The sequence below is a fragment of the Amphritea atlantica genome (assembly GCA_024397875.1).
Classification (GTDB): domain Bacteria; phylum Pseudomonadota; class Gammaproteobacteria; order Pseudomonadales; family Balneatricaceae; genus Amphritea; species Amphritea atlantica_B.
Genome location: CP073344.1, coordinates 3,276,986 through 3,291,669, shown reverse-complemented (window position 1 = coordinate 3,291,669; position 14,684 = coordinate 3,276,986). Strand labels below are relative to the sequence as shown.

The 14,684-nt window shown below is 49.1% G+C and carries 12 protein-coding genes; 8 read left to right on the top strand and 4 right to left on the bottom strand.

The window, feature by feature from the left end; translation table 11 throughout:
- Positions 1 to 232 precede the first annotated feature (232 nt).
- From nhaA to KDX31_15185, 3 genes are all read left to right on the top strand, one after another.
- Positions 233 to 1,441, top strand: a complete 1,209-nt coding sequence (nhaA, locus tag KDX31_15195; protein UTW05412.1) for a Na+/H+ antiporter NhaA — start codon at positions 233 to 235, stop codon at positions 1,439 to 1,441.
- 280 nt (positions 1,442 to 1,721) lie between these two features.
- Complete coding sequence (locus KDX31_15190; GenBank protein UTW02679.1) at positions 1,722 to 3,206, top strand: anthranilate synthase component I; 1,485 nt, start codon at positions 1,722 to 1,724, stop codon at positions 3,204 to 3,206.
- 200 nt (positions 3,207 to 3,406) lie between these two features.
- On the top strand, positions 3,407 to 4,393 hold the full coding sequence (locus KDX31_15185) for a GTP-binding protein (protein ID UTW02678.1): 987 nt from the start codon (positions 3,407 to 3,409) through the stop codon (positions 4,391 to 4,393).
- Here KDX31_15185 and KDX31_15180 read toward each other — a convergent pair whose 3' ends face one another.
- Positions 4,394 to 4,891, bottom strand: a complete 498-nt coding sequence (locus KDX31_15180) for a MarR family transcriptional regulator (protein ID UTW05411.1) — start codon at positions 4,889 to 4,891, stop codon at positions 4,394 to 4,396.
- A 193-nt stretch (positions 4,892 to 5,084) separates the two neighbouring features.
- Between KDX31_15180 and KDX31_15175 the strand changes: the two genes are divergently transcribed.
- From KDX31_15175 to KDX31_15165, 3 genes are all read left to right on the top strand, one after another.
- Complete coding sequence (locus tag KDX31_15175; protein UTW02677.1) at positions 5,085 to 6,077, top strand: ABC transporter substrate-binding protein; 993 nt, start codon at positions 5,085 to 5,087, stop codon at positions 6,075 to 6,077.
- Between the two features lie 82 nt (positions 6,078 to 6,159).
- Entirely contained in the window at positions 6,160 to 7,059 is a 900-nt protein-coding gene (locus tag KDX31_15170) for a proline/glycine betaine ABC transporter permease (GenBank protein UTW02676.1), read from the top strand.
- Entirely contained in the window at positions 7,052 to 8,272 is a 1,221-nt protein-coding gene (locus KDX31_15165; GenBank protein ID UTW02675.1) for a glycine betaine/L-proline ABC transporter ATP-binding protein, read from the top strand. Before KDX31_15170 ends, KDX31_15165 begins: the two co-directional genes overlap by 8 nt.
- Before the next feature lie 125 nt (positions 8,273 to 8,397).
- On the opposite strand, the gene KDX31_15160 is transcribed toward KDX31_15165, so the two are convergent.
- On the bottom strand, positions 8,398 to 9,069 hold the full coding sequence (locus KDX31_15160) for an ion transporter (protein UTW02674.1): 672 nt from the start codon (positions 9,067 to 9,069) through the stop codon (positions 8,398 to 8,400).
- A 238-nt stretch (positions 9,070 to 9,307) separates the two neighbouring features.
- Complete coding sequence (purT, locus tag KDX31_15155) at positions 9,308 to 10,498, bottom strand: formate-dependent phosphoribosylglycinamide formyltransferase (GenBank protein ID UTW02673.1); 1,191 nt, start codon at positions 10,496 to 10,498, stop codon at positions 9,308 to 9,310.
- Positions 10,499 to 11,028: 530 nt separating this feature from the next.
- Here purT and KDX31_15150 point away from each other — a divergent pair.
- On the top strand, positions 11,029 to 12,018 hold the full coding sequence (locus tag KDX31_15150; protein UTW02672.1) for a carbohydrate porin: 990 nt from the start codon (positions 11,029 to 11,031) through the stop codon (positions 12,016 to 12,018).
- A gap of 170 nt (positions 12,019 to 12,188) precedes the next feature.
- Here KDX31_15150 and KDX31_15145 read toward each other — a convergent pair whose 3' ends face one another.
- Entirely contained in the window at positions 12,189 to 13,121 is a 933-nt protein-coding gene (locus KDX31_15145; protein UTW02671.1) for a LysR family transcriptional regulator, read from the bottom strand.
- Between the two features lie 479 nt (positions 13,122 to 13,600).
- On the opposite strand from KDX31_15145, the gene KDX31_15140 reads away from it, so the two are divergent.
- Complete coding sequence (locus KDX31_15140; GenBank protein UTW02670.1) at positions 13,601 to 14,659, top strand: sugar ABC transporter substrate-binding protein; 1,059 nt, start codon at positions 13,601 to 13,603, stop codon at positions 14,657 to 14,659.
- The last annotated feature ends 25 nt before the right edge of the window (positions 14,660 to 14,684 follow it).

Below are 14,684 nucleotides of genomic sequence, written 5' to 3'. Positions count from 1 at the left end.
CTATATTGCTAGTAAATTCGTATTTTATTTGTGGTTTTGCTGACTATACTGTGACTTATCGGGTTTGTCATGATCCCTCAGGTTCTCCCCTACAGGATCACGGTGACCGAGTTGTTGATAGGTTGTTATGTAAGTTAAGTTGTAAGACTCTCCTCCAGTCTTAAGTAAATGGACTCTCATCCAAATATTCACCCGGCGCCCAAGGCCGGGTTTTTTTTGCGTGGAGATTATGATGAAGAAAATAATCAAAGAATTTTTCCAGTTTGAAGCGGCGACCGGCATTCTGCTGATCGTGGCGATGGTTCTGGCGATGATCTTTGCTAATTCGCCCTGGTCAAATGAGTATTATGAGTTCTGGCGTATCAAGGGCGAGGTACGAATTGGCTCGCTGGGACTGGAGAAATCGTTACTCCACTGGGTCAACGACGGTCTCATGGCGATGTTTTTTATGCTGGTTGGTCTGGAACTGAAGCGGGAGATTCAGGGGGGGCAGTTGTCGAGCTTATCCCAGGTCAGTTTGCCGGGGATTGCTGCTATCGGTGGCATGGCTGTTCCTGCGCTGGTTTTTTATCTGGTTAATATGGATGGCAGTGCGACTGATCTGCGGGGGTGGGCGATACCCACTGCGACCGATATCGCTTTCGCTCTGGGTATTCTATCTTTGCTGGGACCCCGGGTGCCGGCATCGCTGAAACTCTTTCTGATGGCTCTGGCGATCATGGATGATCTGGGCGCCATTATTGTCATTGCACTGTTTTATACCGAGAATCTGGCAGCCAATTCATTATTGATTGCTGCGGCAGCAATCTGCGTGCTTATATTGATGAATCGCATGGGAGTGGTTCGAGTCGCTGCCTACGTGATTGTCGGGGTCGTGCTCTGGGTCAGTGTGCTGAAGTCAGGTGTTCATGCGACGCTGGCGGGAGTGGTACTGGCCCTGGCGATCCCGAATAAAGATACTGATGATGGGGAGTCACCACTTAAAAGTCTTGAGCATGCCCTCCATCCCTGGGTTTCGTTCGCAATAATCCCGTTGTTCGCCTTTGTTAATGCGGGGGTAGATCTGTCGGGTATCTCGTTCACTCAACTCTTTAGCACAGTCCCTCTGGGGATCCTGCTGGGCTTGTTTGTTGGTAAGCAGGTGGGCGTCTTTCTGTTTTCCTGGTGCTGGATTAAGCTGGGTATGGCCGAAAAACCACAGGGGGCAAGCTGGTTGATGCTCTATGGTGTTTCAGTGCTGACGGGAATCGGTTTTACCATGAGTCTGTTTATTGATGCGCTGGCTTATGAAGGCGTAGAGGATCTGTATGGCGCTGCTGACCGTCTGGCGATCCTCGCAGGTTCAGCTATATCCGCGGTACTGGGTTACCTGATACTTATCTTTGCATTCCGCAAAGAGGCTATCGATGAAAACAGAGATGCAAACAGGCCGTCCGTTTAAAAAATAAGTCGCAGAGCAGTGGAGTCGGTTGATTCAGAGAGAGGGCTGCTATAAGGTTGGATCTGTGAATTAACGACTGTCTGGAAACATTGTGTCAGATTTGGTATCCCTGATTGAGATAAAACTCTGCGGCCTCTATGTTGGAGAGCGCTGGCGATGGCGTAACTGAGCCCTGCTTTTCAGTTATTGCGCCCGGGCAGGTATACGCTTTATAAAAATCGCCCGGAATAGATTTCAAAACTCTGTTAAACAATATGCAGAGTAGTTATGAGAACAGACCATGACACCTGAACAATTTGCTGAGCTGTCGGCTCAGAATTTCAATCGCATTCCTGTAGTCCGCGAAGTATTAGCGGATCTGGATACCCCCCTTTCCACCTATATGAAACTGGCGAATCAGCCCTACAGCTACCTGTTAGAGTCTGTCGAAGGCGGGGAAAAGTGGGGGCGATACTCAATTATCGGCTTGCCGTGCCGGACGGTCCTTAAAGTGTTTGGCCACAGTGTTCGGGTTGAGACCGATGGTGAGATTGTAGAGCAGTCAGAGGTGGCCGACCCGCTTGAATTCGTTGAGCAGTTTCAGGCGCGTTATCGGGCAGCCGAGCTACCCGGCCTGCCTCGCTTTAATGGCGGCTTAGTCGGTTATTTTGGCTATGATTGTGTCCGTTATGTGGAGCAGCGGCTGGCAAACAGTATTCCCGAAGACGTTATCGGTACGCCAGATATTCTGCTAATGGTCTCCGATGAGGTAGTCGTATTTGATAACCTCAGTGGTAAGTTGATACTCATCAGTCATGCTGACCCCGGTGAGGAGGATGCTCTGGGTCAGGCTCAGTTACGTCTGGATGAGCTTGTCAGCCAGCTGCGGTTTTCTGTGCCGTATCAGGATACCCAGCCGACGGAGCGTCGGGAGGTGTCTGAATCGGAGTTTAAATCCAGTTTTGGTGAGCAGCAGTTTAAAGACTCTGTGAATCGCATTAAGGAGTATATCCTCTCCGGAGATGTGATGCAGACGGTGATATCTCAACGGATGACCATCCCGTTTACCAGCAGCCCGTTGGATCTGTACCGCGCATTGCGCTGTCTGAATCCTTCGCCCTATATGTATGTTTTACATCTGGGGGATCATCATGTGGTCGGTTCCTCTCCGGAGATCCTGGCGCGGGTGGAAGACAATATAGTAACTGTTCGGCCAATCGCCGGAACCCGTCCCCGGGGTGAAACTGAAGCAGAAGATCTGGCGCTGGAGAAAGATCTGCTGGCAGACCCTAAAGAACTTGCAGAACACCTGATGCTGATCGATCTGGGTCGCAACGATGTTGGACGGGTTGCCGAAATCGGTAAAGTAGAGCTGACGGCTCAGATGGTGGTCGAGCGCTATTCCCATGTAATGCATATCGTCTCTAATGTCATTGGTCATCTGAAGCCTGAGGTTTCGGTGATGGATGTACTGCGTGCGACACTGCCCGCAGGCACCTTAAGTGGTGCCCCTAAAGTGCGGGCCATGGAGATCATCGATGAGCTTGAACCGGTTAAGCGTGGCATCTATGGCGGAGCTGTTGGTTATCTTTCCTGGAATGGAAATATGGATACAGCAATCGCTATCCGTACCGCTGTGATTGAAAACGGTCAGCTGCATATTCAGGCGGGCGCGGGTATCGTGGCTGATTCGGTGCCAAGTTCCGAATGGGATGAAACAATGAATAAAGGCCGTGCTATATTCCGCGCTGTAGCGATGGTAGAGCAGGGGCTGGATAATCTCTGAGCTGAGCTAATATGATATGGCCTCCGCAAGGGGGCTTTTTTATGCCATTTAAGTACTTAGCTAAAGGCTCAGAATTTCGGCTTTTGGAAATTACTCTTTTTCCCGCAGCTGTCTGGTTGGTTAACTTTACCCTGATAATTATGACGCATTGAAATTATTTTGTTATATTGTAACAAAATAAGCCATTTAAGATCTCATCGATGTTCAGTCAGATTCCTACCAATATTATTACCGGTTTTCTCGGCGTGGGTAAAACCACAGCCATCCAATATTTACTAAACCACAAGCCTGCTCATGAGCGTTGGGCGGTGCTGGTGAATGAGTTTGGCGAAGTGGGAATTGATGCCGGATTGTTAGCCAATGAGCAGCAGGCGACCGGGGTGTTTATGCGGGAAGTGCCGGGCGGCTGTATGTGTTGTGCTGCAGGCATCCCGATGCAGGTGGCGCTGAGTCAGCTGATTCGTCAGGCTAAACCCGATCGTCTCCTGATTGAACCGACCGGCCTGGGGCACCCGCTGGAGGTGGTTCGGGTGTTGCAGCAGCCACACTATCGGGATGTGCTCGATTTGCGTAGTACTATTACGCTGGTGGATGCGCGTAAACTGGCAGATAGCCGCTATACCGGGAACGAAACCTTTAATCAGCAACTGCAGGTTGCGGATCTGGTCGTTGCCCATAAGACCGATCTGTACACAGCGACTGAGACGGAGCAGTTGACCGAATATCTGCAAACACTCGGTAGTGATGCTCCCGTACTCAGCTGTAACGAGGGTCAGCTCAGTCTCCAATGGCTGGACGCGGATTCAAAACATGATCGTGTGACTGATACAGAATCGTCGCATCAACATCATGATCATTTTCAGACAGATGAGCCGATGCCGGATTGTGGCTACCTGCGTAAAGATAACTCTGGTGAAGGGTATTACAGCAGTGGCTGGATCTTCAGTGCGGAGTTTGAATTCAGTTTTACAGCCCTCGAAACGCTGCTGATGGGAGTTCCGGCGGAACGCCTTAAGGCGGTCTTTATTACCGATGAGGGAATCTTTGCTTTTAACCTGGCCGATGCCGTGCTTAAAGTGCAGGCGCTGGATGAGGTGATGGATAGCCGCATAGAGGTGATCGGTCAGCAACCGGCTGAGTGGTCTGAACTTGAGCAGCAGCTGCTTGCAATTACCGTCCGCTACTGACTATTTTTCTACGAGTTCGCGAGAAGGCGCGGCGATGTCCAGCAGTGGTGCCGCATCAAGGGATTCTGCATCCATCATGCCGGCAATCTGTTGCAGAGACGAAAAAATATGCTGTTGTTGCAGACTTTCGAGGTTTTCAAACCGCTGAATGAAGGATTCGTGCAGCAGAGACGGTACTGTTTGCAGCACCTGATTCCCGCTCTCTGTTAGCCGTGCGTTGACGATTCTTCGGTCTGTATTGCTGCGGATACGCTGCACCAGTTGACGCTCTTCCAGACGGTTCATGATGGTTGTGACTGTTGCCTGGCTCAGGGATACATCATCAGAGATTCGTTTAACCGTAACATCTCCCAGTTCTTTGATAGCACGCAGTACCATCACCTGTGGAATTGTCAGGCCGCAGGCCTTCACAACACGCTTGGATTGAAGGTCGGTTGCCCGAATGATCTTTCTCAGTTCGATCAGAACATCCTGCCAGCAGGGAATGTTGTCTGTCATCTTAATCTGTACACTCATGTTAATCCCTTAACGGGATATTTCAGAAAAACGGCAGCCTTAAAAAAGTTGAGCGAGTATAGCTCAGACTGTATGCAGTACAAACAAGTATAGAAATAATGGTTTGAGTTCTAAATATTAGAAGACTAATATATATAACTCAAATTATATTGGCTCGAAATATCATGGAGGCGTCATGAGAAAACTGTTAGCGGCATCAGTAATGGTGTTAGCCTTTGGACAGGCACAGGCGGCGGATGATTGTGGAAAAGTAACCATTGCGGATATGAACTGGAGTTCAGCAACGCTGATCGCCAATGTGGATAAGTTCATTCTTGAATATGGGTATGGCTGCGAAGCTGAGCTGGTCCCTGGGGATACCATGCCGACCGGTACTTCTATGATTGAAAAAGGCGAGCCGGATATTGCGCCTGAGATGTGGAGTAACTCCATGCGGGACGCTCTGGATAAAGGTGTTGCTGAGAAACGTCTGCGCTTTGCCGGGAAGTCACTTTCCGATGGTGGCGAGGAAGGGTTCTGGGTGCCGGAATATCTGGTTAAGCAATACCCTGAGCTGGCGACCATTGAGGGTGTGAAAAAACACGCCAAACTCTTTTCTCATCCTGAAGATGATACCAAGTCTGCTTTCTATGGTTGTCCCGCAGGTTGGAACTGTCAGATCTCTGCCGGGAATCTGTTCAGGGCGTTGCATTTAGCGGATTCTGGTTTTGAGCTGATCGATCCGGGTTCCGGGGCCGGTCTGGCAGGCTCTATCGCAAAGGCATTTGCCCGTGAAGAACCCTGGTTCGGTTATTACTGGGCACCCACCGCGGTACTGGGGAAGTATAAAATGGTCAAGGTTGATTTTGGTTCCGGAATCGATAAACAGCAATATATAAACTGTATTTCGGCTAATGAATGTGTTGATCCTAAGCCAACCATGTACCCACCTTCACTGGTGCAAACGGTGACTACTGAGAATTTTGCCGCTAACTCACCTGCAGCATATAGCTATGTAGCCAACCGTTCTTTGACCAATGATCAGTTAAACAGTCTGCTGGCATGGATGGAAGATAATCAGGCTGATGGTGAAGTGGCGGCTGAATACTTTCTGCTAGAACATGAAGACCTATGGACCCCCTGGGTTTCTGCAGAGGTTGCTGCCAAAGTTAAGCAAGCCTTGCAGTAAACGTTTAATGGAATTGTTGCGATAAGTCACTGCCCGATTGCCTCAGGTAATCGGGCAGTGCTGTTTCTGAAAGAGGTTTAATATGGCTGATTCAGGCTGGTTAAGTGAGGTACCCCAGCTAAGCAGGGGAGAGTTACGGGATATCCGGAAATTTCTGGACACCGAGTACCGGGATTTTTCACGGGAGTATGGCGAGCTGATAGAAGGTTTTTTTGACCCGCTTTTGTCATTTCTTGTCTGGTTTGAAAAACTGCTGTTAGCAACGCCCTGGTGGCTGGTGATCGCGATAATTGCTGGGCTGGCTTATCTGTCCAGCCGGTCATGGAAGCTCAGCCTGGGTGTGGTGATCTCCTTCTTTATGATCGGGTATTTCGGCATGTGGGACGATACTATGCGGACCATGAGCATTATTCTGGTCTGTACTCTGATGGCGATTGTGCTGGGGGTTCCCATCGGTATTGCGATGGCGCGTTCGGACCGGGTTCAGTCGGTGGTGACACCGTTGCTGGATATTATGCAGACCATGCCGGCCTTTGTTTACCTGATCCCGGTGGTCATGTTGCTGGGTATCGGTAAAATTCCCGGTGTGATAGCCGTGGTGATCTATGCCATACCGCCGGTTATTCGTCTCACTAACCTGGGTATCCGGCTGGTGGATAAAGATGTTCTCGAAGCCGCGACCGCCTATGGTGCCAGTTCATTTCAGCGTCTGATGGGGGTGCAGTTACCCCTGGCGATGCCAACTATCATGGCGGGTATCAATCAGACCATCATGATGGCCCTCTCAATGGTGGTTATCGCTTCAATGATCGGGGTTAAAGGTCTGGGCCAACCGGTGCTGAAATCTATCACCAATCAGTATTTTACGCTGGGATTATTAAATGGTCTGGCGATTGTCGCACTGGCGATTATCTTTGACCGGGTTTCTCAGGCATATGCCAAACGGAGTCAACGATATCTGGAGGGCATGGATAATGGCTGAAGCTAAGATCAAAGAGGCAGCAACGCCGCTGATCCGAATTGAAGGTCTGTATAAGCTCTTTGGTAATAATCCGAAGAAATTTATGCCTCTGGTGCATGCGGGTAAGAGCAAAGATGAGATTCTTGCAGAAACCGGACATACCCTGGGACTTAAGGATATTAATCTGACCATTAATCAGGGCGAGATCTTCGTCATTATGGGGTTGTCTGGCTCAGGTAAATCAACCCTTATTCGACATTTCAACCGTCTGATAGACCCTACTGAAGGGGTGATTGAGGTTGAGGGAACCGATGTGATGAAGCTCTCGCCGAAAGAGCTGGAACAGTTCCGTCGTCATAAAATGTCGATGGTGTTTCAGCGCTTTGGCCTGCTACCGCATAAATCAGTCGTCGAAAATGTGGGCTATGGGCTATCTATTCAGGGGGTTAGCAAAAGTGAGAGCCATGCGAAAGCTAAAGAATGGCTTGAGGCCGTTGGTCTGGCTGGGTATGAAGATCAATATCCCGCCCAGCTTTCCGGTGGGCAGCAGCAACGGGTGGGTCTGGCCCGGGCGCTGTGCACCGATGCTGAAATCCTATTGATGGATGAGGCGTTCTCGGCCCTCGACCCGCTGATCCGTTCAGAGATGCAGGACCAGTTGATTGAGCTGCAGGAAAAGCTTCATAAAACGATTATCTTTATCACCCATGACCTCGATGAAGCGCTACGCATCGGCGACCGGATCGCTATTCTGAAAGATGGCGAGATGGTGCAGCAGGGTGAACCTGAAGATATTCTCTTACATCCTGCCGATGACTATGTGGAAGCCTTCGTTCGCGATGTAAACCGCGCCCGGGCACTGACCGTGGAAACCGTGATGAAAGATCCCATCTCTCGGATAACGGCCAGTACCATCGAAGAAGCCCTTAAGCAGATGAAGGGCTTTAAAGAGGACTATGGTTATTACGTTAACGAGGATGGTTATCAGGGGGTACTGACAGAGGAAAAGCTGCAGGCTGTGTATAACAGTGATCATCAGGCGGCATTAACTTCAGAGCATTGCGAAGCGTTAGACCCGATCTCGCAGGGAGCCGTTTTGGAGACGGTTATCCCGGATACACTGAACTCTGAGTATTCGCTACCGGTAGTTGATGAAGATGGCGAGATGACCGGACAGCTTTCCAGAAGCACATTAGCAGAGGTATTGGGGCATGAGGAGCAAAGAAGTCGCTAGAAAGCAGTTGCTAGAACGGAGCCTTCGGCCCCTGCTAGTGGCAAGATGTCACTGCGTGACTTGCTAGACAAGCCTTAAGCATAAAGCCGCCAAATTGGCGGTTTTCCAGGCCTTTGTCTTTGCTTTCAGGTGTTGCGGGTATCTGTGTTTTGCTTAATGGCTACTCGCTTTTGTATTAGCCAGGCAATAATGATTGCGTTGAAGTAAGCGAATAAAAGCAGACCAATTTTATTCAGAACGACAGTGGCAATCATACCCCCGGTAGACTGTGCCTGAGTGATGGGCACTTTAGCGTTCATTATATTAAGAAAGGCCCACCATAGAGCCTCATTAGCTGTGTTTATTCCACCTTCATGCCCACGTTCAAGCTCCAACACTAGACTGGCGCATACTGTATATGTAACGAAGGTAATTAAAATAACAACTAAAGTAAGGCTTTGAAATTTGCTTGCTTGAATTGATGAAACAAGCAGTTTCAATGACTTTATAGTACGAATAAACCTTAATATCCTGACTATTCTTGCAAGCCTTCCCCAGCGGAGCGGATCAACCAGTGGAATAGAGGATAACAAATCTATCCACCCCCACTTTAAGTATGAAATCTTATTCTTAGCGTTATATAGATTGATGAAAAAGTCGCCGAGGAAAACAAAGCAAATGCACAAATCAATTCGTTGTAAAATAAGCGAAATTTCAGGATCCGTTATCAGGAGTGTCTCAAAGAAAACTACAATAAGAACGTAGATACTTAATGCCAGTAGAAATAGTTGATAAACGGCGCCTCCTTTCTCCTTCATCTTTAATTTCCCTTAAGACAGTTTATAACTTTATTGGCCATTTCCTTTATGTTTCGATAGTGCCAAAAGATAGTGTGGCAGACAAATACTATTGCTGCTTTGAGACTCTCCTTAAGCACTAAAAAAACCGCCGGGAGGCGGTTTTAAAAATTCTTTTCTAGCAAGCGGCGCAGCCGCGTCTAACCACTAGCAAGTCGCGAAGCGACGTCTAGCAACTGCTCTTAGGCGTAGCGACGATCTAGCGACTCAGGTTTTCAACCTGTACCGCCCCGGCCGCAGCCAGTGCCTTTTCCTTGGCATTATCGGTATCGGTTCCCCGTGCCAGTGCCACCCCCATACGGCGTTTGCCGCTGACTTCGGGTTTGCCAAACAGGCGTAGCTGAGTGTCGGGAACGGCGAGTGCTACTTCCAGGTTAGAAAAACTCAGGTTTTTCGATTCGCCTTCGACCAGTATTACGGCGGAGGCGGATGGGCCATGCTGCACGATGTTGGGGATCGGCAGGCCTAAGATAGCGCGGGCGTGCAGGGCAAACTGGGACAGGTCCTGGGAGATCATGGTGACCATACCGGTGTCATGGGGCCGGGGGGATACTTCGCTGAAGTACACATTATCCCCTTTTATAAACAGTTCCACTCCGAAAATACCCCAGCCGCCAAGGGCTGTAGTCACTTTTTCAGCGACCTCTTTAGCCCGGCTGAGTGCGGTTTCGCTCATCGCCTGCGGTTGCCAGGATTCGCGGTAGTCGCCATCCTCCTGTCGGTGTCCGATCGGCAGGCAGAAACTGGTGCCCTGAATATGACGGATGGTGAGCAGTGTGATCTCATAATCAAAATCGACGAAGCCTTCCACGATAACCCGGCCGGCACCGGCACGGCCTCCCTCCTGGGCGTAGGTCCAGCTGGCCTCGATCTCTGCGGCGGTTTTGATGGTGCTCTGGCCTTTGCCCGATGAGCTCATAATCGGTTTCACCACACAGGGCATACCGATCTCTGCCACAGCTTTGTCAAAGTCAGTGCGGTTGTCGACAAACTGATAGTTGGAGGTGGGAATCCCCAACTCCTCTGCTGCCAGACGGCGAATTCCCTCGCGGTTCATGGTCAGGCGGGCTGCATTGGCGGTTGGCACGACATTGAAGCCTTCCTGTTCCAGCTCTACCAGGGTGTCAGTGGCGATCGCTTCAATTTCCGGTACGATATAATCTGGTTTTTCCAGTTCTATTACCCGGCGCAGTTCAGAGCCATCCAGCATTGAAAAGGTATACGAGCGATCCGCCACCTGCATCGCCGGCGCCTTCTCATATCGGTCACAGGCGATCACTTCACAGCCATAACGCTGCAGTTCAATCACTAGCTCTTTTCCCAGTTCCCCGGAACCGCAGAGCAGAATTTTAGTTGCAGTCGAGGAGAACGGTGTGCCGATAGTTGCCATGGGGAATCCTGTTAACAATAGAATGACGCGTCAGACGTTGAGGCGGCTAATATTAACGTAATCTCTCGATTGAGACACAAAAAACTGCTTATTTTTTCATCACTCTTAGCTTTATTTCTACCTTTATCAAGCTTTTTTCTGAGTGATATTCTGAGAAACTTAACTGATCCAGGCGATTATTTTAAGTTTCATGGGATCAGATTCTGTATGTTTCTGCCGGGCATGTAGGGACGTTAAAAACGTGTATTCTCTTTAGCTATTAATTTATTCAACGTGTTGATTAGTAATATTAATTTTAAATTTAGACTATTAATTTTAAAAACGGATTAATATTTTTTAAACGGCTGGATATTTTTACTATCATACCAAAAATGATAATTAAAATGTGATTTATATCATTTGAATGTAATGCTATTGGCTCTTATCTTCCTTCCTGCATATTGCAAAAGTAAGACCGGGCAGGTCTTGCACCAGATCTGTTCGGTCTTCTGCCTGTTTATCTATTACTTCTCCATGGGGAGCCAACTTACATGAATAAGAATAAGAAAATGTTCACTAAGCACTTGCTGGGATCCGCTTTAGTTGCGGCCATGTTTGCTACACCGGTTATGGCGATGCCGACACTTACAGCCGGTCTTGAACTCAACCTCGATGCGATGGATACACAATCTTCAAATACTGCTTACGATGAGAGCGGTCATGTGGAGATCGGTATCTCCGGGCGCCACGATAGTGGCGAGTATTTTGTTCAGGCGGTTGGCGCGATCCGCCTGTTGTCTCAGGCTGATGGTGATGGGGATCAGATCGAGGTGCGGGATGTTTATCTGCAACTGGGAGATCCGCGCTGGGATGTTCAGATTGGCCGCTTTGAAGCGATCAACCTGTTTCCATTGGGAAAAGATACCATCGTAAGCCATGCTGGTGGTGTCCCGGTGTATGAGGCTAATATGGTTCGTGGCCGGGCCGGAACGGATGGCGGCCAGGTAGCGTTCCACCTGAACCCGAGTGATAACATCCGGCTGGAGCTGGCAACTATTTTCGGTGATGACGACCTCGCCGGCGATGATACCACGGCGATTGCCGGGGTGCGTCCGGTAGTCACCTGGGCAGGTGATGGTGTGTCCGTTAGTCTGGGTTATGAGCGGGTCAACTATGATCTGACCGGCGGTGGTGAGGTCGATAAAGATGGCTACGGTATCACCACCAGTTTTGATGTTGCCGGTGCCAGTGTGAATCTGGCCGCTTCCCGACAGACTGTGGATAGCATCAGTCAAAAAGTGAATTCATATGCTGCTAACATGGTCTACGGTGGGTTTGGTGCCGGACTGATCCATTCCGCAGAGGAAAAGGCCGGTGTCGATGCCGATGTAACAACGGCGTATCTGGCTTATACCGTGCCACTGTTCGATATTGAAGCGGCCTCGGTGACCTTCGCCGGTTCGTTTTCCCGTGCAGAAGGCGATGCGGTAACCGATGATGAAACCAACGCTCTTCGGGTTCGTTTTAACTACGACTTCTGATCGGTGGTTAGTCTGTTTTGAGTTTACCTTATGGCGGAACAGACCCCTTCCTGTTCTGTTTTTTTAAACTCATAACTATCCCGGGGAGCCTGCTCTCCCCGGAAGCTAAGGCAGAGAGTTGGCTGCTTTAAATTTTTCCACCTTCGTTATTCTTTCTTTTACTCCTGCATCTATTTTGCCTGTTTTAGTCCCTGTAAAACCAACGCTCTTAGGCGCTCCGCGGCAGGTGATAGTTGTCTTCCTTTTATTTGTATCAGAAAGTAAGGCGACATCTCGACTGGCTCTTTAAGTCTCAACACTCTCAAGCGGGCGCCAAGTTTTTCAACCAGCAATTCAGATACTTCACTTGCCAGCGGCGCGATTGCCGATGAAGAGATCAGAATCGACATCATCACCAATAGCGAAGTTGTGTTAGTGATACTTTCAGGTGGTCGCAATCCTGAGTTGAGAAAGGCGTTGTTGACCGCTTCACTCATGGGTGCGCGTTGTGACTGAATAACCCATTCATAGGCGGTCAGGTCTTTTAATGAGACCTCTTTGGCGTTGGCCATCGGGTGGTCTTCCCGAACCAACAGTTTTACTTTCTCAGACTTGGCCGGGCAGACCTCAAAGTCGTTGGTGTCAAACTGTGAAAGCAGACGTGCCAGGACAAAGTCGTTGTTACCGATAATCAGGTCGTGCACTAACACGTCACTGGTATCGACATTGACATTGACCACTGTTTTGGGCGAAGTGGCTTTAAGCTGGCGGATAGCGGGAACAACAAAGCCGACGGCAGCACCGGTCACCGCCCCAACTGAGACGATACCGCGCTCTCCCCGTTGCATCTCATCGACATCCCGTGACATATCCCGAAGCTCGACCAGCATGTTGTGTGCCCGCTGGGCCACCCGTTGCCCGATCAGGGTTAATACCATCCCCTTAGGGTGGCGTTCAAAGAGCTTAGCCTGCATCGTCGATTCGATCTCTGACAGCATACGTGAGGCGGCTGGCTGGGTAATCGCTATCTCGTTGGCAGCGAGTCCGAGTTGTCCGTGCTCTGCAATCGCACAGATAAGACGTAGTTGATTGATTTTAAGGTATTTTGACAGGCTGTATTTCATGGTGGTTTATATACTTAATTTGGTATGTCAATTTAGGATATATGGATTTTATTGCTATGTCTAAGCGATTGTTTACTGTGACTCTCAGGCGTATCAATATCCAGGTGCCTCTCGGTTGCAGTATCCCGGTGGTTGGGCTGTTGGGAGTTGCTTTCTGTTCAACCCAAAGCACTTTCTACATTTTTCCGGTTGTTAAGTTAAATCTTGTTACCAATTACGGTATCTAAAAAGTCTATATTGATAATCATTAACGACTTTTCTCTCCTTAATAGTCATATATTGGCTTAGAAATTTAACTGTATATCAAAAATGATATTTATATTGTTAATTTATCTATTTGAGTGTTATGCAGTCAGCCCCTATTCTTGATCACAGGCCTTATCAGGGTCTGAGGGTTTTAAAATAAAAATAATAGCGGTATCAGGTACAGGCAAAGAAAGATCAGTTGCCTGCTTGTCTTCCGCAAATAGGAGATCCAAATGAAACAGTTTAAGAAGATCCTGGCCACCGCAGCGATAGGTGCGGCGTTTTTGACGGCAAATGTTGCTGTGGCCGCAGGGTATGTAGGCATCGCCATGCCAACTAAATCCTCAGCCCGTTGGATTTCTGATGGTAATTCAATGGTTGAGCAGTTCAACACAGCGGGTTACAAGACCGATCTTCAATATGCTGAAGATGATATTCCTAATCAACTGGCTCAGATCGAAAATATGATCGTCAAGGGCGTGGATGTGTTGGTGATTGCGGCGATTGATGGAACGACGCTGTCGAATGCGCTGGAAAACGCCCATGCTGCGGGTATTCAGGTCGTTGCTTATGACCGCCTTATTCGTGACAGTGCTTACGTTGATTACTATGCCACTTTTGATAACTTTAAAGTGGGCGTGCAGCAGGGGACTTCCTTGATTGATGGCCTGAGAGCGCGCTATAAAGCTCCCTTCAATATAGAGCTGTTTGGTGGTTCACCGGATGATAACAACGCTTACTTTTTCTATAACGGTGCTATGTCGGTATTGCAGCCGCTGATCAATTCCGGCGAAGTCAAAGTGGTATCCGGGCAAGAGGGAATGGGCACAGTGGGTACACTGCGTTGGGATGGCTCCGTTGCCCAGGCGCGTATGGATAACCTGCTGTCAGCGCACTACACCGATGGTCGCATTAATGGTGCACTTTCACCTTACGATGGTCTCTCTATCGGTATTCTTTCGTCACTCAAGGGGGTGGGGTATGGCTCTGGCGATATGCCGATGCCTATTGTCACCGGGCAGGATGCTGAACTGCCTTCGGTTAAGTCCATTCTTGCCGGCGAACAGTACTCTACTGTATTCAAGGATACCCGCGAACTGGCCCGCGTAACCGTGGGTATGGTTGATGCATTGCTGAAAGGTGGTAAGCCTGAGATCAATGATACTAAGACTTATGACAACGGTGTGAAAATCGTTCCATCCTATCTGCTTGAGCCGGTTCTGGTTGATCAGTCAAACTGGGAGTCTGTTGTGATTGGCAGCGGCTACTATTCGATGGATCAGGTTAAGTAAGTCGCATTCCTGCGGGCTTGCTCTG